The organism is Rhodococcus sp. T9N, from assembly GCF_024436645.1.
In the GTDB taxonomy this organism is placed as follows: Bacteria; Actinomycetota; Actinomycetes; order Mycobacteriales; family Mycobacteriaceae; genus Rhodococcus_F; species Rhodococcus_F qingshengii.
The window spans coordinates 692,988-713,063 of record NZ_JAMSKS010000001.1 but is presented as its reverse complement, the minus strand read 5'-3'; the positions used below and the strand labels follow the sequence as shown (position 1 = coordinate 713,063).

Genomic DNA, 20,076 nt, shown 5'->3' with positions numbered 1-20,076 from the left:
GTCTATCGCGTTCGTATGCGCGTTCTGCTATTTGCGCACCTTAAGTAAGCTCCTTTCACGTGACTGTCCCTACCTCCGACGCTGATCGCCGCCTACGACTGCTTGCCGACGCCACTGCAACGCTCGGCACGTTGTCCGACGTGTTGAACCCGCTCGGTGAGCGTTTTGCTGCGGCCGGTCACGAGCTGTTCCTGGTGGGTGGCAGTGTTCGCGACGCGATCCTCGGCCGCTTCAGTGGCGATCTGGACTTCACGACGGACGCCAGGCCGGAGAAGGTTCAGGCTCTGCTCAAGGGCTGGGTGGACAAGCAGTGGGACACGGGCATCGAGTTCGGGACCATCAGCGCCATCAAGCACGGCCAGGAGATCGAGATCACGACCTTCCGGGCCGACGCTTACGATCGCGTCTCTCGTAATCCGATAGTCGAGTACGGCACGACGTTGGCCGACGATCTGGTGCGCCGCGATTTCACCGTCAACGCGATGGCGATGAAGATCGGCGCGGACGGTTCCTACACGTTTGTCGATCCGCTGAACGGCATGGACGCGCTGTTGGCCGGAGAGCTCGATACGCCGTCGGCGCCGGAAAACTCGTTCAACGACGATCCGCTGCGGATGCTGCGTGCTGCCCGGTTCGTCTCGCAGCTTGGTTTCACGTTGAACAATCGTGTTTTCGAGGCCATCAAGGAGATGGCGTCGCAGATCGAGCGAATCACCGCCGAGCGTGTGCAGGTGGAGCTGAACAAACTGATGCTGGGCATGTACCCGGTGGACGGCATCAACATGATGGTCGACTCCGGACTGGCTGCATACGTGCTGCCCGAGGTTCCGCAGATGAAGCTCGAGATCGACGAGCATCACCAGCACAAGGACGTCTACCAGCACTCCCTCACGGTGCTCCAGCAGGCGATCGATCTCGAAGAAGGCGATCCGGACCTTGTATTGCGTTGGGCAGCACTGCTTCACGACATCGGAAAGCCGGATACCAAGCGTAACGAGCCTGGCGGTGGGGTCAGCTTCCACCACCACGAGGTGGTCGGCGCCAAGCTGGTGCGCAAGCGCATGCGGGCACTGAAGTTCTCGAAGCAGATGGTCGACGACGTCTCACAGCTCGTGTTCCTGCACTTGCGTTTTCACGGCTACGGCAAGGGACAGTGGACCGACTCGGCGGTGCGGCGGTACGTCACCGACGCGGGCGAGCTGCTCCCCCGCTTGCACAAGCTCGTGCGGGCCGACTGCACCACACGCAACAAGCGTCGCGCCGCGCAGCTGCAGGCCACGTACGACGACATCGAAGAGCGGATCGCGCGTATCGCGGAGCAGGAAGACCTCGCTCGGGTGCGTCCGGACCTCGACGGCAACGCCATCATGGAGCTGCTGAACATCCCGGCCGGCCCGCAGGTGGGCAAGGCATGGACGTTCCTCAAGGAACTACGTCTGGATCGCGGCCCGCTCGAGCGTGACGAGGCCGAGGCCGAACTGCTGAAGTGGTGGGCTACCCAGCAGGGCTAGTTTCTCGTTTCTTGCGGTTGATCAGCACCGCTGACAATCCGGCGGCATAGACACCCGCACCGGCAACGGCCAGGCCGACGCTCTTGCCGTCGGGTGCGATCACCGTCGACGCTGCCGCGATCGCACCGATGAACGCGACGTTGAACACGGTGTCCTGCAGGGCGAATACCTGACCACGACGGTCGTCGTCGATGTCGATCTGCATGGCCGCGTCGCCGCTGAGTTTCACGGACTGGCCGGCGATGCCGAGCAGGAAAGCGGCGATCAGCAGCGACCCCTGAGTCAGCGTGGTCACGAAGACGAGCTGGACGAGAACCGCGCACACCAGGGCGTAGGTGATCGTCCGTGAGCGACCGATCCGCGGGATGAGGAACGGTGTGATCAATGCCGCGATCAGCATTCCGATTGCCGTGGCGCCGACGGCGACGCCGAATCCGGCCATCCCTCCAGGTAATTGGGAGCCGTTCGAGGTGTCGCGTAGGACCAGCACCATGATGAGGGTGTTGATGCCGAAGCAGATGCGGTGCGCTCCGATTCCGATCATCGCCGTGGTGACGCCGGGCGCCTCCCAGACAGCGGTTGCACCGGTGCGCAGTCCGGCCGTCACCGAACGGACGGCACTGGCGCGGACCACTTCGTCGGCGACCGGACCAAGTGAGCGGGCGGTGAACCTGGCCGCGGCGAGGGCCGCGATCACCGATCCCAGTGCTGCGATGGCCACGGCGGCGCCTGACGCTCGATCCCCCGCGCCGATCATGCCGATGATCGCCACCGCTGCCGAAGCACCAAGAGCGGCTACCACCGAACCAGCCGTTGTGAGAACGGAATTGGTTGCCACCAGCCACGATTGTCGGACGACCTTCGGCAGGGCTGCGGATACGCCTGCCCCGACGAAGCGACTGACTCCGATTGCAGCAAGCGCACAGGTCAACAACAGAGTGTCACCGCCGCCGGCGACCAGCAGCACCGCAGTGGTCAGGATGAAGAGCCCGCGGAGCACGCTCGCCCACAGGAGCACCAGGCGGCGGTCCCAACGATCCAGCAGAGCGCCGGCAAAGGGGCCGATCACCGAATAAGGAAGGAGCAGTACGGCAAAGCCGGCCGCTATCGCCACCGGATCGGTTTCGCGTTCCGGGTTGAAGAGGATTGCGCCGCCGAGCGCGGCCTGGAACATTCCGTCGCCGAACTGGCTGGAAAAGCGGACGAGCGCCAGCCTTCCGAGGCCGGGTGATTCACGCAGGGTGTGCAGTACGCGCTGCCAGGCCTCGCGGCGGTTCGAGGCTCGGTTCATAAGCGGAAACTGTAGTGGGTGGGTCAGGCGCCGATCTTGACGGTGGCCCGCTCGAGGATCGGCGCGACGTCGACGCCCCTCGGCAGCGTTCCGAACACACTCCCCCAGCTGTTTCCGAGCCGACTCGCGCAGAACGCGTCGGCCACCGCGGGGTGCCCGTAGCGGAGCAACAGCGAGGCCTGCAGAGCGAGCGCCATGTCGCCGACGATCTTTCGTGCCCGGTATTCGATGTCGTCGAAATCGCCGAATGCCACCTGGAGATCCCGCACGGCCTGATCGAAGTGGCCGTCCACTCCACTGGCTCGTTTCAGCTCGTCGAAGAACACCTGCAGTGTTTCGGGTTGCTTGGCCATCGCCCGCAGTGTGTCGAGCGCCGCGACGTTGCCGGAACCCTCCCACACCGAAAGCAGCGGAGCCTCGCGATAGAGGCGCGGCATCCGGGATTCCTCCACGTATCCGTTTCCGCCCAGACACTCGAGTGCCTCGGCAGCGTGGATCGGTCCGCGCTTGCAGACGAAGTACTTACTCACGGCCAACGAAATGCGTCGTAGTGCGCTGGCGTGGGCATCGCCTGCGGTTGCGCGGTCGGTCAGAGCGGCCAGCCACATCGCGACGGTGGTCGACGCTTCCGATTCCACCGCCAGATCTGCCAGAACGTTTCGCATCAAGGGTTGGTCGATCAGGTTGGCGCCGAAAGCACTTCGATGATTCGCGTGGTGAACTGCCTGCATGGTGCCGACGCGCATGCCGGTGGCCGTGCCGATCGTGCAGTCCAACCGGGTCATGTTGACCATCTCGATGATGGTGCGCACGCCCCGGCCTTCCTCGCCGACCATCCACGCGAGAGCGTCGCGGTACTCAACCTCACTACTCGCGTTGGAATGATTGCCCAACTTGTCCTTCAGACGCTGCAGGAACATGTTGTTGAGCGAGCCGTCCGGCAGGACCCGAGGCAGGAAGAAGCACGACAGACCACCCGGTGCCTGGGCGAGGACGAGGAACACGTCCGACATCGGCGCGGAGGTGAACCACTTGTGGCCCGTCAGCAGGTAGCTGCCGTCGGATTGTGGCACTGCCCTTGTGGTTCCGGCACGAACATCCGAACCGCCCTGTTTTTCCGTCATCGACATACCGGCGATCAATCCGGGTTTGGTGAGGGGAGCTTTCAGCGCCGAATCGTAGTGCCGCGTGGTCAGGAAGGGTTCGTACTGCGCGGCCAGATCCGCGTTGTGCCGCAGCGCGGGGATCACGGCGTACGTCATGGAGATGGGACAGCCGTGACCGGCGTCGGTTTGACCCCACACGGCCATCTTCGCGGCGCGGACGAGGTGTGCGTGTGGATTCGGGTCAACCCACGGAGCGCCGTGCAGTCCCAATTCCACTGCGGTGCTGATGAGTTGGTGATAGGCGGGGTCGTAGCGGACCTCGTCGATACGGTTGCCGTAGCGGTCGTGGGTTCTCAGGACAGGTGGGTGCTCCTCGGCCAGATCGCCCCACTCCTGGGCCTGCGCGCTTCCGGCGCGGATTCCAACCTGATGAACCTCCTCGAGTGCGTCCGAAGCTCCTTCACGTTGCAGTGCCTCGAGAAGCGGCGCGTATTCGGCTGCGTCGTAATCGATCAGGGGCGGAACCTGATTGGTGACTTCATGCGTGGGTGTCATCGAAGCTCCCTAACGATCGAAGGGTGAAGGCGAGAATGGCGTCGATCGCAGCGGGATCGGTGGTGCCGCCGCGCAGTGGAAGGATCAGGGCCTCGCCGATTGCCCCGACGATGCACGCTGCCGTCAGAGTGGCGTCCTGTGGCGGTATCTCACCGGATTCGACTGCTGAGCGAATTGCGGTGGCCAGGCAATCGCGGAACGATTCGCGAAACATCAACCGCTGTTCGTCGACGAGAGGATCTACCGGTTCCACCAGCAGTGCATAGGCGAGAACCGGTGCGCGCATGGCACGTTCGGCGAAGGTCCGAACCGACGCTGATACAGCGGAGCGGTGGTTGCCTTCCAGATGTCGGGCGCTGTCTCCGGCGTCCCGAGCTGCGGATACCTCACGGCTGCAGACTGATTGGAACACTTCGGCGAACAATTCGCCCTTGCCGTCGAAATGTCGATACAGCGTCCCGGTGCCGACGCCGGCGTTCTTGGCCACCGCGGCGATGGAACATCCCGCATAGCCGTGGGTTGCCACTGCCGTCGTAGCGGCCTCGAGCAGTCGGGCGCGTTGGGCGTCCAATCTTTCCTGTACTGCCGGAGTGCGGCGATAGGCCATGTGAAGAAGTGAACACCCGTTCCGTTCTTGCGTCAAGAGCTGACTGGAGCAGAACGGCGACATGGCTACTGGAGCATCGTTGAACTTTTACACGCAAACCCCGTGGGTGAGCATTTCGATCAGCCCGTCGGCCGCCTTTCGAAACGGTTCTTCGGATTGGGCAGCACGAGCGAGGACGTAAGCACCTTGCCGCACTGCGAGAATGGTGGTGGCGAGAGCTTCGATGTTCGCATCGGGACGGATTTCACCGTTGCTGCGCCCGTCTTCGAGTGTGGATGCGATGTTCTGTTGAATCCACACGAACATGGTCTGGATCGGTGCTCGCAACTCGTCGTTGGATGCGACCTCGGAGTCTTGGACCAATCTCCCGAGCCGACACCCGCGGAGGACGTGTTCGTCGATCGTGAGGAAGGCAGCGATCTTGTCGACGGTCGTCTCGCCGGAGTTGAGTCGTTCGGTGATTTGCGCTTGTAGTTCGCGCCCCATGAGATGCTCTGCGGCCACCGCCAGGTCCGCTTTCCCCTGGAAGTGGTGGTACATGCTGCCTTGCCCGACGTCAGCCATTTTCTGCACGGCACGTGGGCTCGTTCCGGAGTAGCCACGCTCCCACAACAGTTCTTGCATGCTTGCGATCAGCCGTTCCGCACTACCCATACAGACATTGTACCTATGGGTATGTACAGTCTCTGTGAAAGCTGTTGTACTTGCAGGTACAGAAATTCCGGAGACGGGGGCCTCCTATGGGCACGAGCAACATCTCTGCTGACAGCTCGGTCGGTGACGCAGTCTCCGGCGGCACGAAACATACTGCGCTGTTGGGTGATTCGAGAGATCAGGCACTGGCACTCACTGCGGTTTGTCTTGGATTCTTCATGATCCTGTTGGACGGGAGCGCTCTCAACATCGCGTTACCGGCAATCGAACGCGACATCGGTGGCTCCATTGCCGCTTTGCAATGGTTGGTGAACATCTACACGGTTCCTCTGGCCAGCCTGTTGCTCACAGCGGGAGTTCTGGCGGACCGAGTCGGTTCCCGCAGTGTCTTCCTGTGGTCGTTGGGCGGCTTCACGGCGGCTTCTCTGTTGTGCGCCGTCAGCCCAAACCTTCTATCGCTGGCGGCATTTCGTTGCCTGCAGGGTGTCGCTGCTGCCGGGCTTCTTCCAACGACACTGGCGATCATTGCACGCACCTATCCGGATCCGATCGCGCGTGCCAAGGCAATCACGATTTGGGGAGCAACGGGCGGAATCGCATTGGTCGCAGGACCGATCGGAGGAGGCTTGCTCACCGAGTTCATCGGTTGGCGCTCGATCTTCTTCGTCAATGTTCCCATCGGCGTTCTAGCCCTCTGGCTGTGCTGGCGGCATGTCCGTGAAACCGCGACGCGCGATGCGGAATCCTATGACGTTCCCGGGCAGGTCCTCGGCATCGCCGGACTTGCCCTCCTGGTAGCCGGTTTGATCGAAGGCGGCTCCCGCGGGTGGGGTGATCCGTTGGCGCTGGCGTTGCTACTCGGATGTGTGGCAGCGCTCGTCGGGTTCTTCGTCGTCGAGGGCCGGACCCGGCATCCGGTTCTGCCGCTGTCGATCTTCCGTAAGCCGGCGTTCTCTGTATCCATAGCGAACGGATTCGCCTTCCAATTCGGGGCCTACGGCATGCAATTCATGCTCGCGATATTCATCCAGTCCTACTGGGGCTCTTCAGCGCTGCGGACAGGACTGTTCTTTCTGCCGTTTGCAGTGTTGTGGACGTTCGGAACGCTGGTCCTCAATCGCGTGTGGGCAGGTCGCGGTATGTGCTGGCTCCTGACTGTCGGTGCTTCCACTGCTGCGATCGGCGCGCTCCTGTGCACCGCGATCGGGGACAGCGATACCTGGCCTGTGGTGATGGCGGGGACCGCCCTCGTCGGTCTCGGGTGTGGTGTGTTCGGCCCCAGCTGCAATGGAGCGGCCATGGCAGTGATCGACAAATCGTTCGCCGGACTTGCCTCGGGGGTACTGAATACCTCCCGTCAAACGGGCATGGCGATCGGCGTCGCGGCCCTGGGCATCGCTCTGAGTGCGTCGAACTCCGTTGGTGGGGCACGCATCGGGATGATCTTCGTTGCAGCGTGTTTCGTGGCCATCGTCGCTCTCAGTCGACGCTATCTCACGCAGATCTGAGTGATGCCCGGCCCACCGCCAGATTCAGGCAGCAGCGGTGCGAGCCTGTTCCGCGCGCCACCACGCGACGGTCGCTTCGGCGGCCTGATCGAGCGGCGTCGGCGAGAGTCCGAGCAGCACTTCGCTGGCGCTCGAGTCCATGACGAACGGCTTGGTGAACTGGTAGTTCATCTCCGCGAGTTCGCGGCTGTCGGTGTTGATCTTGCCGGCGGCGTCGAGCACCCAGGCGGGGAGTACACCCACCTTGGCGGGGGATGCCCCGGCGGCGCGGGCGAAGGCCTCGGCGATCTTGCGCTGAGTGAGCGCGGGGCCGGTGGGTGCGTGGAGGACGGAGTTCCAAAGTTCGGGGTTGTGTGCCGCCGCGATCATCGCTGCTGCGAGATCGGGGATGTAGGTGAAGGAGTGCGGCTGATCTGCGGAACCGATGACACGAATCTTCTTACCTACCATGACTTTCGGAACCATGCGCTCGCCCGCGTGGGCAGTGCGGACGCGGGGACCGAAGAAGTCCGAGGCCACGACGCTGACGGTGGGTGTTGCAGAGGCCTCGCGAGCACGCAGCAGCGCGGTGCGCACGCCGCGCTTGCCACCGGTGGCGTTGCGTGGATCGGATTCGGTCATCAGGGTGTCGGAGTTGTAGGCGTAGAGGCTTTCGGGGAAGACCACGACGGCACCGATGGATGCGGCCGCGTCGAGCACAACCTTCTCGGCCGCCGGGAGTTCCCGCTCCCAATCGGCTGCGTTGTAAGCAGCGTGGATGCAGTGGTAGATGGCCGTGGCGCCCTCGCTGACCGAGCGAAGGGCCTCGGAATCCGAGACGTCGACGCGTCGGCGGTCGATCAGCGGGTGCTCGGGCCCGCTGCCGGACCTGGTCAGGAGCCGGACGTTGATTCCCTGCTCGGCGAGCTGTAGTGCGACGGCGGATCCGACGGGTCCTGCTCCGGTGACGATTTCGAGGTTCGACATGGTGTGCTCCTTCTTGTTTCGAGTGAACTGAGAGCACTGCTCTCGTTTTCAAGAATGCACCTGCACCTGAGCGCTGTCAAGAGCAGTGCTCTCTTTTGTTGATGCTGCTCTCGGGAATGGGGCAAGATGGACTCATGGTTGGAACTCCCCGTGAGCGGGCGCGCGAACAGACGCTGCAGGACATCACCCGTATCGGACGCGAGCATCTTGCTGCCGTCGGCGCTGCCGCTTTGTCTCTGCGGGCCGTCGCGCGTGACCTGGGAGTCGTGTCCTCAGCGGTATACCGCTATGTCGCCAGTCGGGACGAACTGCTGACCTTGCTGGTGGTCGACGGGTACACGGAACTGGGCGCGGAAGTGGACGCCGCCGTGAATGCCGTTGCAGCAGAGGATTTTCGCGGACAGTTCATTGCTCTCGGGCGCGCCGTTCGGAGCTGGGCGATCCGGGAGCCGGCCCGCTACGGTCTGTTGTTCGGCAGCCCCGTCCCCGGCTACGACGCTCCGGGCGAGCAGACCACCGGCCCCGGCACCCTCGTCGTGACCCGGCTGATCGGGATCATCGACGCCGCCCATCGCGCGGGTTCACTGACGGTGCGAGAGGGTCCGGGCCTGAGTGACACGTTGGCAGCGGACCTCGAGGGAGTGCGGATTGAACTGGGTACCGACCTGCCGCCGGATGCCGCGGTGCGCGCAACTCTCGTCTGGGTATCGCTGTTCGGTTCGGTGAACTTCGAGGTGTTCGGGCAGTACGGAAGCGATACGTTCACCGACGCGAGCGAGATTTTCGAGCGGCATTTGGCACTACTTGCCGATGTGGCGGGTCTGACCTGAACACGCTTGTGTCTCGTTCCTCCGCGCGCAGTTGTCGGTGAGATGATGTCCTTGTGGCGCACGCAGAAGAACCCGAGGATCGAATGGCCTGGATAGAACCGGAGGTTCGTCCGGGCAGTTTGTTGGTGTCGTCGACCGATCTCACGGAACCCGCATTTCGCCGCACCGTCATCTACATGATCGAGCACAACGACGCCGGGAGCCTGGGCGTCGTCGTCAATCGGCCGAGTGAGACGGCCGTGCAGAACGTGTTGCCGCAGTGGTCACCGCTGACCGCGCATCCTTCGGCCCTGTACATCGGTGGACCAGTCAAGCGTGACTCGGCGCTTTGCCTGGGCATCGCTCGCAACGGTGCGCGGATCGACGGCGTCGCCGGCCTGCGGCGGGTGGACGGCAAGGTAGTCATGGTGGATCTGGACTCGGACCCGGAGGTCATTGCTCCTCTGGTCGAAGGGATCCGCATTTTTGCCGGGTACTCGGGTTGGACTCTGGGCCAGCTGGATTCGGAGCTCGAGCGTGAAGACTGGATGGTGATCAGCTCGCTGCCGTCGGATGTGCTGACGCCGCCCCGAGTCGATGTCTGGGCACGGGTGCTACGACGCCAGCCGCTACCCGTGGCGATGCTGGCCAGCCACCCCATCGAGGTGGAACGAAACTGACTTGTCGGAGGTCGATGATATTCCTGTGTCATCGTTTTCGAGAGAGGTGGCAGTAATGCTCGCTGAGCGTCAGATCCAGTGCGCGGATTGTGTTTCGGATGTCGATCACTGCCACGATTCTTTGCTACGGCATGCCGACGGGTCACTCGAATGCACCGGCGCGAACTGCCTCGACCTGGCATCGGTCCGCCATGCGCTGTCCATCGATTGTGCTGAACTGCAGGGCGGTTGCGGCTGCGTCGACGCGACCCGAGGCGAGTTGCTCGCTAGCTGACGCTGACCGGATCCCGATTCGCGAAGCGTTGCGCCATCGCAGCACAGACGATCAGTTGGATCTGATGGAAGATCATCAGCGGCAACACGATCAGGCCGACGGGCTGGCCCGCGAACAGTACAGCCGCCATCGGTAGGCCCGTTGCCAAGGACTTCTTCGACCCGCAGAAGATGATGACGATCTGATCGGGAAGATCGAACCCGAGCTTGCGCCCCGCGAGAGTGGTCACGCCGAGAACCAGCGCGAGAATCAGGCAGCACACGATTGTGAGGATCACGATCTGCCAGATCGTGATGGTGCTCCAGATCCCCTCTTTCATGCTTTCGCTGAAGGCGGCGAAGACAACGAGGAGGATCGATCCGCGATCGACGTACTTGGTGGGTTCGGCGTACTTCTGCAGCCATCCGATCACCAGCGGGCGGATCAGCTGACCGACGATGAACGGGATCAGCAACTGCACGACGATGTCGAGGATCGACGAGAAGTCGACCGTTGCCTGGCCGGTGGTGTTCATCAGCAGAACCACCAGCAGCGGTGTGACGAAGACGCCGATCAGGTTGGAGAACGACGCACTGACGATCGCGCCCGCGACATTCCCCTTGGCGATCGAGGTGAACGCGATCGAAGACTGAACCGTCGACGGAACCAGGCACATGTAGAGGATGCCGGTGTAGAGTTCGTCGCTGATCAGCGTCGGCGACAGGAATCGCAGTGCTAGGCCGATCAGTGGGAACAGCACGAACGTCGCGGCGAGGACGACGGTGTGCAGTCGCCAGTGCTTGACGCCCTTCCAGGCTTCCTGCGGCGAGAGCCGTGCGCCGTAGAGCAGGAACAAGAAGCCGATGGCGATCTTGGTGGCCCAGTTCAGAATGCTCTCCGCGGTACCCGATACCGGGAACACACTTCCGAGCACGCCGGCGATGATGATGCCGAGGATGAACCCGTCGATGTAGAACCTACTGAGAAACTTCACCTGGCTAAGGATAACGGCGAGCTTCAGCGGGCTCTCGAGCCCCACGAAGGTTGAAGCCCATCACCGCCAGGCACAGCAGCGTCCCGATGATCGACAGCTCGATGATGGCCGTCTGCATTCCCTGGAGGGTGATGGCGATACCCGCGATGATCGACGGGATCGCCAGTCCCGCGTAGCTGACGGTGAAGAACGCGGCCAGAACTCCGCCGTGGCTCTCGCGGGCGTGGGTCCGGGCGGCGGCGTTGACGCGCTTCATGCCGCCGGCAAACGCCAGACCGTGCCCGGCGCCGACCACGACGGTGATGACGCCAAGCAGTGCCAGGCTCGGGACGAGGTCGACCACGAGGAGGCCGATCATTCCCAGAGCGAGGATTCCCAGACCGACGGTGACGGACGTGCGCGGGTCCATGCGGCTTCCGCCGAGTTGCGCGACCACCGAGCAGATCATCACCAGTGCGGCTGCCCCGCCGCCGAGCAGAAGGTTGTCGATGTTCAGCAGGCTGGTCATCCACGACGGGACCACCGACTGGAAGAGCCCGACCGCGCCCCACGACAGCGCGACGGCGAGCGAGCTGAGCCAGAAAGTCTCGCGAACAGTGGCGGGAACATGTGGCATTTGGAAGAACCGCTTCGGGCGTGTGACGTCCCCGATCCGCGGAAGTAGCAGCAACACGATCAGTGCCGGGATGAACGCGACGAGGAAGATCAGATACGGCAACCGCAGCGGTTGTGGAAGGTACTGGGCGATTGCACCGGACACGAGTGGTCCGAGCGCACCGCCCAACGCGCCCGTCACCGTCGATACGAGCGCTGCTCGTCGGTGATCGAACTTCGGTTCCTGCTCCACCAATGCGGCGCTGCCCGCCGCACTGGCCGCGCCCACCGCGATTCCCTGGGCAATCCGGCCGACGAACAACCACACCGTCGCGTCGGCAAATGCCAGAACGAGCGTGCCGACGACGCTCAGAGCGAGTGCAGTAAGGAGCACGGTGCGTCGGCCGAGGGCGTCGGACAGCGGTCCGAAGAACAGCAATGCCGGAACGAGGCCGGCGACGTAGACGCCGTAGATCAGCGTCTGGATGGTGGGCGTGAATCCGAACTCGGTCCGGTAGAGCCCGTAGACGGAGGTGGGCATGTTCGCGCCCAAGAGGATCACGGTGAGGACGTAGCCCACGCCGTAGAAGTGTCGATTGGTGCGGCGTGTGCGTTCTTCGGTGGCGACAGCTGTGGCGGACGTGGGAAGCCCCTCCTGAAGACAGAGTGCGAAAATACATGGGTCGTCCTACGTATCGTAGGTGAGTGGAATGATCGCCGCTAATGCTGTGAGGATGAGCTGATGACCGTTGTTCGCAAAGAGTCCGCGTACGAGCAATCCCTCGACTGGATGCGCACGCAGATCTCCGACGGCGTCTGGACAGTGGGCAATCGTGTTCCGACCGAGCCGGAGTTGATGAGTGTTCTCGGCGTCGGCCGGAACACCGTGCGCGAAGCGATCAAGACATTGACCTCGACGGGAGTTCTCGAGATCCGTCGCGGATCAGGGACCTTCGTGCGCGCTCGGACCGACATCGGCGGACTGCTCGGCAAACACGCGTCCGTCGACGAGATGAAATACGTCTTCGAAGTGCGTCGTGCGCTCGAGATGGAAGCGGTCCGGTTGGCGTGTGAGCGTCGCAGCGACGACGACGTTCGGATACTTCGTGAACTGGCCGCCAAGCGTGATGTCCCAGCGGAGAACTTCGTCGACGTCGATCTCGCGTTTCACATTGCCGTTGTCGATGCCGCCCACAATCCCGTGCTGAAAGATCTGTTTGCCGGAATCCTCGAAACAGTTCGAGCCACCTACGAGGTGACCGAAGGGGTGCATCCGCCGTCGCTGACGTCTTCGCATCATCAGGGAGTTGCCGAAGCCATCGCCGAACGCGATGTCACCAAAGCCAGGGCTGCGGCGTGTGGGTATCTCGAGAAGACTCAGGAAGCGATCGGTTCAGGCTCGGCGGTTAGCGAGTCCGGGCGTCGGCCAATCGATTGAGTGACCCGGCGATGTCTTCGGCTTCGGGTGTCGTGATCGTGAGTCGGTCGCCACAAGCGAACGTGATGACCACCGCTGGTCCGGTGCGGGTGACGACGCCGTAGTTGCGACGACCCTTGGTCTTGAGTCCCCAGCCGCCGAAGTCCGCGAACGGTTTGATCTCCGCGATGTCAGCTCCGACAACTTCGTCTATGTCGTAGGTCATCGCAGCCATCCCCATGTTGATCACCCGGATCTCCCGTTCGTCGACGATCACCCGGAAGCGAACCAAGCTGACGACAAGCAGGCCGAGTGCCCCGAAGATGAACAACGGCCAGAGTGACCGCATCGCCAACGCCATGACGACTCCGGGCGCCAGAGTGATCGCAGTGAGGATCACCGACCCCTTGGTGCTGAATCCGACGTCGTCGGAGATGGGGAGAGCGCAGCGGCTTCGCGGCAACCCGGCCGAGGGTTCGATCGTGGCAAGAGTGCGGACGCGGTAGTCACGCAGGAACGAGGCGCCGATCCACCCCAGCACCCCGCCGATGACAAAGCCGACACCGATAGACCACAGCGGGAGTGACGTCGTGGATGGATCGGTGACATCGAGTTGGGTGTAGAGCAAAGCGAAGTTCACTGTCGTGATGAGCCCGACCACGCTCAGCCCGACAACCAACATGAATCGGCGCATCATCAGCATCGCGGGAGCAAGAGCAGCAATCGCACTCAGGCCGCCACCGAAGAGCAGCGTCAGAAGTGCAATGGTCCAGGCGTTGGCCGACGGGGTGGAGAATCCGTCCGGCGAGGTGGTGGTCCAGTGAGTCGCGATCTGCTCCGGGAGGCGAGGCTCCCACATTTTTGTCAGGACGAAGCCGAAGACCGCACACAGCAGCGGAACCACTAGCCCGAATACGACCCCGGCCGGGTCGATCACGCGATGTTTCACGTGAATCAATGAGCCGGCTGGCAAGCATCCTTGAGCGCGCAGGCACCGCAGGAAGCGGTGCCGCAAGCGGCAGCGTTCGCCTTGGCCTCGGGGGTCTCCGCCACCGGCTCGGCGACAGGCTCGGAGTGTCCGCCGCAGTTGCAGTCGTTACCGCATCCGCTCTGCTGCGGGAGTGCGGCGGCAGCGCGGGCGCCGATGCCGCCACCGAAACCGGCAGTGAGGACGGCGACGACGACGGCGATGATCGCGACGGCAATGCCGAAGACTCCGCCGATGGTCAGTGCTGCGACTCCGCCGATGACCAACATTCCAGCGGCCGCGAGCATGGTCGGACCGGCCACCTTGTTGGCGAGGGCGAACGACTCCTCGCTCCGCAGGGAATCCTCGGTGCGGACACCGGCCCAGCGGTTGCGCGGGAGTTTGCCGATCAGTCCGGCGACAGCAACTCCACCGACGGCGACAGCGAGCACGAATAGCACCACAGCGACAACGATCACCCATACAGGATAGGCGCGAGTGGAGTTGATGGTATGCCCGGGTCGCACAGGCTCTACCCTGGTTATCGGTATTTCCGTCAGCCAAGTAGATAGCGACCACAGTGACCGAGTCTCCGCAGTCCCCCGATTCACCAGCCGACGCAACTCCGCAGCACCGCTACACCGCGGAGCTCGCCGGCCAGATCGAGCAGCACTGGCAGGACCGCTGGAGTGAGGACGGCACGTTCAACGCGCCTAATCCGGTCGGTCCGCTCTCCTCGCCCGACGGTGTTCCCGCCGACAAGCTCTTTGTTCAGGACATGTTCCCGTACCCCTCGGGTTCGGGCCTGCACGTCGGTCACCCGCTCGGATACATCGCTACGGACGTCTTCGCGCGCTTCCATCGCATGCAGGGCCGCAATGTCCTGCACACCCTCGGTTACGACGCCTTCGGTCTCCCGGCCGAGCAGTACGCCGTGCAGACGGGTACCCACCCACGGACCACCACCGAGTCCAACATCGCCAACATGAAGCGCCAGCTGCGACGCCTGGGTCTGGGCCACGACGAGCGTCGTAGTCTCGCGACGACGGATGTCGACTTCTACCACTGGACGCAGTGGATCTTCCTGCAGATCCATGGCGCCTGGTACGACAAGGAAGCCGGCAAGGCGCGTCGTATCTCCGAGTTGGAAGCCGAGTTCGATTCCGGTGAGCGCGCTCTGGAAGACGGACGCGAGTGGGCTTCGTTGGACGTGGCCGCGAAGGCCAAGGTTCTGGACTCGTACCGCCTTGTCTACCAGTCGGATTCGATGGTCAACTGGTGCCCCGGTTTGGGTACCGTCCTGGCCAACGAGGAAGTCACCGCCGACGGTCGTAGTGACCGCGGAAACTTCCCAGTCTTCCGTAAGCATCTCCAGCAGTGGATGATGCGCATCACCGCGTACTCCGATCGCCTGGTCGACGACCTCGAGTACCTGGATTGGCCGGACAAGGTCAAGGCCATGCAGCGCAACTGGATCGGACGCTCGTACGGTGCCGAAGTTACCTTTGCTGCAGGCGAGTACGGCGTCGATGTGTTCACTACCCGTCCGGACACGCTGTTCGGCGCCACCTACGTGACGCTGGCTCCTGAGCACGACTTGGTGGACAAGCTCGTCGCGGACGAGTGGCCCGAAGGTGTCGACGCGCGCTGGACTGGCGGTGCCACGACTCCGGCGGAAGCTGTTGCTGCATACCGTAAGTCGATTGCCGCCAAGACCGACCTGGAGCGCCAGGAAAACAAGGAGAAGACGGGCGTCTTCCTCGGTTCCTACGCCGTCAATCCGGTCAACGGACACAAGGTTCCGATCTTCATCGCCGACTACGTTCTGACGGGTTACGGCACCGGTGCGATCATGGCAGTTCCGGGACACGATCACCGTGACTGGGAGTTCGCGAACGCGTTCGGTCTGGATATTCTCGAAGTTATTGCCGGTGGCAATGTTTCGGAGGCTGCGTACTCCGGTGACGGCCCGCTGGTGAACTCCGACTACCTCGACGGGCTGGACGTTGCCGAGGCCAAGGCGACCGTCATCAGTCGCCTCGAGGAGAGCGGCCAGGGCAAGGGCACCATCCAGTACAAGCTGCGCGACTGGCTTTTCGCGCGTCAGCGTTACTGGGGCGAGCCTTTCCCGATCGTCTACGACGCGGACGGCAACGCACACGCTCTGCCGGATTCGGCTCTGCCCGTGGTGCTTCCGGAGGTCGAGGACTACGCACCCGTGTCCTTCGATCCGGACGACGCCAACTCCGAGCCCTCTCCCCCGCTGAACAAGGCGACCGACTGGGTCAACGTCGAGCTCGATCTCGGTGACGGTCTGCAGACCTACCACCGCGACACCAACGTCATGCCGCAGTGGGCAGGTAGCTCGTGGTACCAGCTGCGCTACATCGACCCCACCAACCAGGACGCCTTCTGCGACCCGCAGAACGAGGCGTACTGGACGGGCCCGCGTCCGGAACTGCACGGCCCCAACGATCCCGGTGGAGTCGACCTGTACGTCGGCGGCGTCGAGCACGCAGTGCTGCACCTGCTGTACTCGCGCTTCTGGCACAAGGTTCTGTTCGACCTGGGCTACGTGTCCTCGAGCGAGCCGTACCGCCGCCTGTACAACCAGGGCTACATCCAGGCATTCGCGTACACCGACGCCCGCGGCGTCTACGTGCCGGCAGAGGAGGTCGTCGAGCGTGACGGCAAGTTCTTCTACGAAGGCGCCGAGGTCAACCGCGAGTACGGCAAGATGGGCAAGAGCCTGAAGAATGCCGTTGCGCCGGACGAGATCTGCGCCGAGTTCGGTGCAGACACTCTGCGTGTGTACGAGATGTCGATGGGTCCGCTGGACACCTCGCGTCCGTGGGCTACCAAGGACGTCGTCGGTGCTGCGCGATTCCTGCAGCGAGTGTGGCGCGTCGTCATCGACGAAGAGACCGGCAAGCCCCGTGTCACCGACGAAGCTCCTGGTGAAGAGACTTTGCGTGCGCTCAACAAGGCGATTTCCGGTGTCATCGAGGATTACACGGCGCTGCGCGACAACACGGCCGCCGCGAAGCTGATCGAGTACAACAACCACCTCACCAAGGCGTTCCCGGGAGGTGCGCCGCGTGCTGCTGTCGAGCCGCTGGTGCTGATGCTCGCTCCCCTGGCGCCGCACCTCGCGGAAGAGCTGTGGTCGCGTCTGGGTCACACGGAATCCCTTGCGCACGGACCCTTCCCGGCAGTCGAGGAGAAGTGGCTCGTCGAGGATACCGTCGAGTACCCGATCCAGGTCAACGGCAAGGTTCGTAGCCGCATCAGCGTCCCGGCGGATGCCGATCGCAAGGCTGTCGAAGAGATTGCGCTGGCCGACGAGAAGATCGTCGCTCTGCTCGAGGGCAACGCACCCCGCAAGGTGATCGTTGTGCCGGGCAAGATGGTCAACATAGTTCTGTAGGGCCTTCGGCCCCTGTGCGCCGTTTTGGTAGTTACCGCTACCGAAACGGCGCACAGTCGTTTCTGGGGGATGATTCCCGACGTTGACACCGAGGGGGGAACCTCAAAGGCGGGATCGTCAAGTACGGGGTGGTCGGTATTTCGAAGATGGGAATGGCTCCACGTTCAAGTCCGAACCGAAAATCGTTGCCGTTGCTCATAATCCAAGGCCAGGTTCGAGTTTGTGATGCCAATCAGTCGTTGTCCTGAATGTCCCGCTCCACGGAACATTTGGTAGCGCGTGTTCGATGTGAGGGCTGTGATGCACGTAACACGTTGCCGAGAGCGGTAGCTGTCGTTCCACTGCACTTCCCCGCAAGGCCCCCGTCGGCGGTATTCGACAGGGGGTCAATCGAATTTGTAGGTGTCCCGAAAGGATCTTCCAGCCATGGCGTCTCACGTCCACAGCTCCGGTTCGTCTCCTAGTGCGCCCGAACCGACATCGATACCGGAGCGTTGGACTCCGCGACTGGTGTTCTCTCTGGCGTCGATCGTTCTACTTCTCGAGATGCTCGCGGTGAGCTACATGATGATTTCCACTGCGCTGCCGGCCATCTCGACGCATTATCAGACGACGCAGGGAGCTTGGCTGCTCACGTCGTTCTTGCTGCTGGGGGCGGTCGCGTCTCCTCTGCTCGGAAAGCTCGCCGACATGTACGGCAAGCGAAAAGTCCTGCTCTTGGCGGTCGCCGGCGCAGCGGTCGGATCCTTCATTTCGGCGGTTGCGCCGAGCTATGCCGTCCTGATTCTGGGCCGGTCATTGACGGGTCTGCTCGTTCCCTGCCTCTTCCTGAGCTACTCCCTCATTCGAGATGTCTTCCCGCCGAAAACTGTTGCGCTGGCAGTCAGTATCGCGACTTCCGGTATGGGTCTGATCGCGATTCCGGCGCCGTTCGTCTCCGGTTGGTTGATCGACAACCACGGGTTCCGGAGCATCTTCTGGTTCTTTGTCGTCGGGCTGGTTCTCCTCGGCGGCATGATCTTCGCTTCGACGGCGGAATCGACTGTCCGACTTCGCTCTTCGCTGGACCTGATCGGTGCGGTACTGCTCGGATCGGGCATCGCCGGAATTCTGATCGGCGTCAGCTTCGGACCGACCTGGGGCTGGAAGAACGGTTCGACACTGGCCTACCTGATCGGCGGCGTCGCACTGTTGGTGGCTTGGGTTGCCTCTGCCCGAGCCATCCGCGAGCCCTTGATCGACCTGCGCTACTTCGGCAAGCGTTCGGTGATGCTCACTGCCGTCGGTGCCGGGTTCTGCTACGGCGCGTCGGGAGTCTTCACGATTCTGCTGCCGATGATGGTGATGACCCCAGCAGTTCTCGGCCTGGGATACGGATTCGGCGTCACGGCAGAGGGATTCGCGATCTTCCAGGCGCCGCTTGGCGGCATGGTGGTGGTCGGTGGTTTGATCGTGGGCTTCCTCGTGGGGCGCAACATCCGGCCCCGTCTGCTGATGATCATCGGAATGATCCTCATGGCAGTCGGATTCACGTTGACGGCAACCATTCACGACAACAAGCCTCTGCTCATCATCTTTGCCGGAATCTTCGGTGTCGGTATGGGTATGGGCTACGCCTCCATCCCGAACCTGCTCATCGAGGCAGTGCCGCCGCAGTTGCAGGCAACCACGGCGAGCATGGTTGCGGTCTTCCAGAGCATCTTCCCCGCAGTGCTTCCCGTCATCGCCTTCACGGTCTTGAACTCGCACATCGCGATGGCGATGGAGGGCGCTGTCTTCTACACCGACGAGGGCATGCGTATCGCGTTCCTGATCGGTGCTGCTGCAGCAGTTCTCGGCGCGATCGCAGCCGTGTTCCTGCCGCGAAACATCGTCCAGATCGGCGCAGAAGACGGTGTGCAGCAGGAGACGTCCCTCCTCCCGGCTCACTGATCGGAAATGCTGCGCGTGTAGATCCGGACTGACAGGATTGGGCGTACCGACGAAAGGACTCCCATGACGTTCGCGGATCTGGACGGTGACGAACTGTGGAGTTACCTGACGGAGCGTTCAGGATTGCCCGGCCCGCGCGCGAACCTTGGGCTCATGCTCGAGTTCGCGCGCGGCGCCGATGACGACGACATCCTGCTGGCGGCGGAGTCCGAGGACGAATACATCCGCTGCTGTGGGATCGTCGGGCTCGGATTCATCCTTGTTCGTTCACGCGACAAGGCTGTTCTGAACAGTCTGACGGAGGCAACCACCAGTGCGTCGTGGCGTGCACGTGAAGCTGCCGCGATGGCCGTTCAGGCGATAGGCGACACGGATCCGCAATTATTGCGGGCGATCATCGAGCAGTGGTCACGCTCCGCTCATCCATTGACGCTGCGCGCAGCGGCTGCGGGGATCTGCGAGCCACGGTTGCTGAAGGACAAGACCAACGCTGCGCTGGCCGTTCAGGTGTGCCGAGACGCTACCGAGTGGATCGTCTCGCAACCAGCTGATTCTCGTCGCGAGGCCGACACACGGACTCTCCGGCAGGCGCTCGGATACTGCTGGAGTGTCGCGGTTGCGGCGGATCCGGAGAATGCCCTGCCGGCATTCGTCTCCCTGGAGGCGTCGGACGACACCGATGTCGTCTGGATCGTGCGGGAGAACCGGAAGAAGGCTCGCCTGCGCAAGGTGCTCGAAAGCTGACCCGTGGAACAGAGTCGTAGGTTATCCTCAGAATTAGAACCTGTTCTAACTACGAGGGGTA

Annotated in this window: 17 protein-coding genes; 8 read left to right on the top strand and 9 right to left on the bottom strand. The window is 62.9% G+C overall.

The window, feature by feature from the left end; genetic code table 11:
- Window positions 1–59 precede the first annotated feature (59 nt).
- Window positions 60–1,511: a CCA tRNA nucleotidyltransferase gene (locus tag M1L53_RS03330; protein ID WP_003942535.1), complete on the top strand. Its 1,452-nt coding sequence runs from the start codon at window positions 60–62 to the stop codon at window positions 1,509–1,511.
- On the opposite strand, the gene M1L53_RS03325 is transcribed toward M1L53_RS03330, so the two are convergent.
- From M1L53_RS03325 to M1L53_RS03310, 4 genes are all read right to left on the bottom strand, one after another.
- Window positions 1,495–2,802: an MFS transporter gene (locus M1L53_RS03325; protein ID WP_007729119.1), complete on the bottom strand. Its 1,308-nt coding sequence runs from the start codon at window positions 2,800–2,802 to the stop codon at window positions 1,495–1,497. The two genes, M1L53_RS03330 and M1L53_RS03325, sit on opposite strands and share 17 nt — an antisense overlap.
- Before the next feature lie 23 nt (window positions 2,803–2,825).
- Window positions 2,826–4,463 (bottom strand): acyl-CoA dehydrogenase family protein, encoded by a 1,638-nt coding sequence (locus tag M1L53_RS03320; RefSeq protein WP_054186851.1) that lies wholly within the window; start codon window positions 4,461–4,463, stop codon window positions 2,826–2,828.
- Window positions 4,447–5,070 carry a TetR/AcrR family transcriptional regulator gene (locus M1L53_RS03315; RefSeq protein WP_042924289.1) on the bottom strand — a complete coding sequence of 208 codons (624 nt, stop codon included), beginning with the start codon at window positions 5,068–5,070 and terminating at the stop codon, window positions 4,447–4,449. Before M1L53_RS03315 ends, M1L53_RS03320 begins: the two co-directional genes overlap by 17 nt.
- A gap of 87 nt (window positions 5,071–5,157) precedes the next feature.
- Window positions 5,158–5,724: a TetR/AcrR family transcriptional regulator gene (locus M1L53_RS03310; protein WP_007729114.1), complete on the bottom strand. Its 567-nt coding sequence runs from the start codon at window positions 5,722–5,724 to the stop codon at window positions 5,158–5,160.
- A gap of 86 nt (window positions 5,725–5,810) precedes the next feature.
- On the opposite strand from M1L53_RS03310, the gene M1L53_RS03305 reads away from it, so the two are divergent.
- The gene (locus tag M1L53_RS03305; protein WP_007729112.1) at window positions 5,811–7,232 is read left to right on the top strand and encodes an MFS transporter; all 1,422 of its coding nucleotides are present in this window, start codon (window positions 5,811–5,813) and stop codon (window positions 7,230–7,232) included.
- Between the two features lie 24 nt (window positions 7,233–7,256).
- Here the strand turns inward: M1L53_RS03305 and M1L53_RS03300 are convergent, their stop codons facing one another.
- A complete protein-coding gene (locus M1L53_RS03300; protein ID WP_007729110.1) occupies window positions 7,257–8,198 on the bottom strand; it encodes an NAD-dependent epimerase/dehydratase family protein in 942 nt (313 codons plus the stop codon).
- A gap of 134 nt (window positions 8,199–8,332) precedes the next feature.
- Here M1L53_RS03300 and M1L53_RS03295 point away from each other — a divergent pair, with 134 nt between their 5' ends.
- Window positions 8,333–9,028 carry a TetR/AcrR family transcriptional regulator gene (locus tag M1L53_RS03295; protein WP_039973071.1) on the top strand — a complete coding sequence of 232 codons (696 nt, stop codon included), beginning with the start codon at window positions 8,333–8,335 and terminating at the stop codon, window positions 9,026–9,028.
- A gap of 53 nt (window positions 9,029–9,081) precedes the next feature.
- Window positions 9,082–9,687, top strand: a complete 606-nt coding sequence (locus tag M1L53_RS03290; protein WP_003942572.1) for a YqgE/AlgH family protein — start codon at window positions 9,082–9,084, stop codon at window positions 9,685–9,687.
- A gap of 266 nt (window positions 9,688–9,953) precedes the next feature.
- Here the strand turns inward: M1L53_RS03290 and M1L53_RS03285 are convergent, their stop codons facing one another.
- Together M1L53_RS03285 and M1L53_RS03280 are read right to left on the bottom strand one after the other, a co-directional pair.
- A complete protein-coding gene (locus M1L53_RS03285; RefSeq protein ID WP_003942582.1) occupies window positions 9,954–10,934 on the bottom strand; it encodes a bile acid:sodium symporter family protein in 981 nt (326 codons plus the stop codon).
- Between the two features lie 4 nt (window positions 10,935–10,938).
- Window positions 10,939–12,108, bottom strand: coding sequence for an MFS transporter (locus tag M1L53_RS03280; protein ID WP_042924296.1), 1,170 nt, complete (start codon window positions 12,106–12,108; stop codon window positions 10,939–10,941).
- Between the two features lie 162 nt (window positions 12,109–12,270).
- On the opposite strand from M1L53_RS03280, the gene M1L53_RS03275 reads away from it, so the two are divergent.
- Complete coding sequence (locus M1L53_RS03275; protein ID WP_007729102.1) at window positions 12,271–12,966, top strand: FadR/GntR family transcriptional regulator; 696 nt, start codon at window positions 12,271–12,273, stop codon at window positions 12,964–12,966.
- Here the strand turns inward: M1L53_RS03275 and M1L53_RS03270 are convergent.
- Together M1L53_RS03270 and M1L53_RS03265 are read right to left on the bottom strand one after the other, a co-directional pair.
- Window positions 12,935–13,894: a DUF1648 domain-containing protein gene (locus M1L53_RS03270; RefSeq protein WP_232318968.1), complete on the bottom strand. Its 960-nt coding sequence runs from the start codon at window positions 13,892–13,894 to the stop codon at window positions 12,935–12,937. The genes M1L53_RS03275 and M1L53_RS03270 overlap by 32 nt on opposite strands.
- A 5-nt stretch (window positions 13,895–13,899) precedes the next feature.
- On the bottom strand, window positions 13,900–14,391 hold the full coding sequence (locus M1L53_RS03265; protein ID WP_054186866.1) for an SdpI family protein: 492 nt from the start codon (window positions 14,389–14,391) through the stop codon (window positions 13,900–13,902).
- 101 nt (window positions 14,392–14,492) lie between these two features.
- On the opposite strand from M1L53_RS03265, the gene leuS reads away from it, so the two are divergent.
- From leuS to M1L53_RS03250, 3 genes are all read left to right on the top strand, one after another.
- Window positions 14,493–17,339 carry a leucine--tRNA ligase gene (gene leuS / locus M1L53_RS03260; protein ID WP_054186853.1) on the top strand — a complete coding sequence of 949 codons (2,847 nt, stop codon included), beginning with the start codon at window positions 14,493–14,495 and terminating at the stop codon, window positions 17,337–17,339.
- Window positions 17,340–17,765: 426 nt separating this feature from the next.
- Window positions 17,766–19,271: an MFS transporter gene (locus tag M1L53_RS03255; protein ID WP_042451764.1), complete on the top strand. Its 1,506-nt coding sequence runs from the start codon at window positions 17,766–17,768 to the stop codon at window positions 19,269–19,271.
- Window positions 19,272–19,334: 63 nt separating this feature from the next.
- Window positions 19,335–20,015, top strand: coding sequence for a hypothetical protein (locus M1L53_RS03250; RefSeq protein ID WP_054186854.1), 681 nt, complete (start codon window positions 19,335–19,337; stop codon window positions 20,013–20,015).
- Window positions 20,016–20,076: the final 61 nt, after the last annotated feature.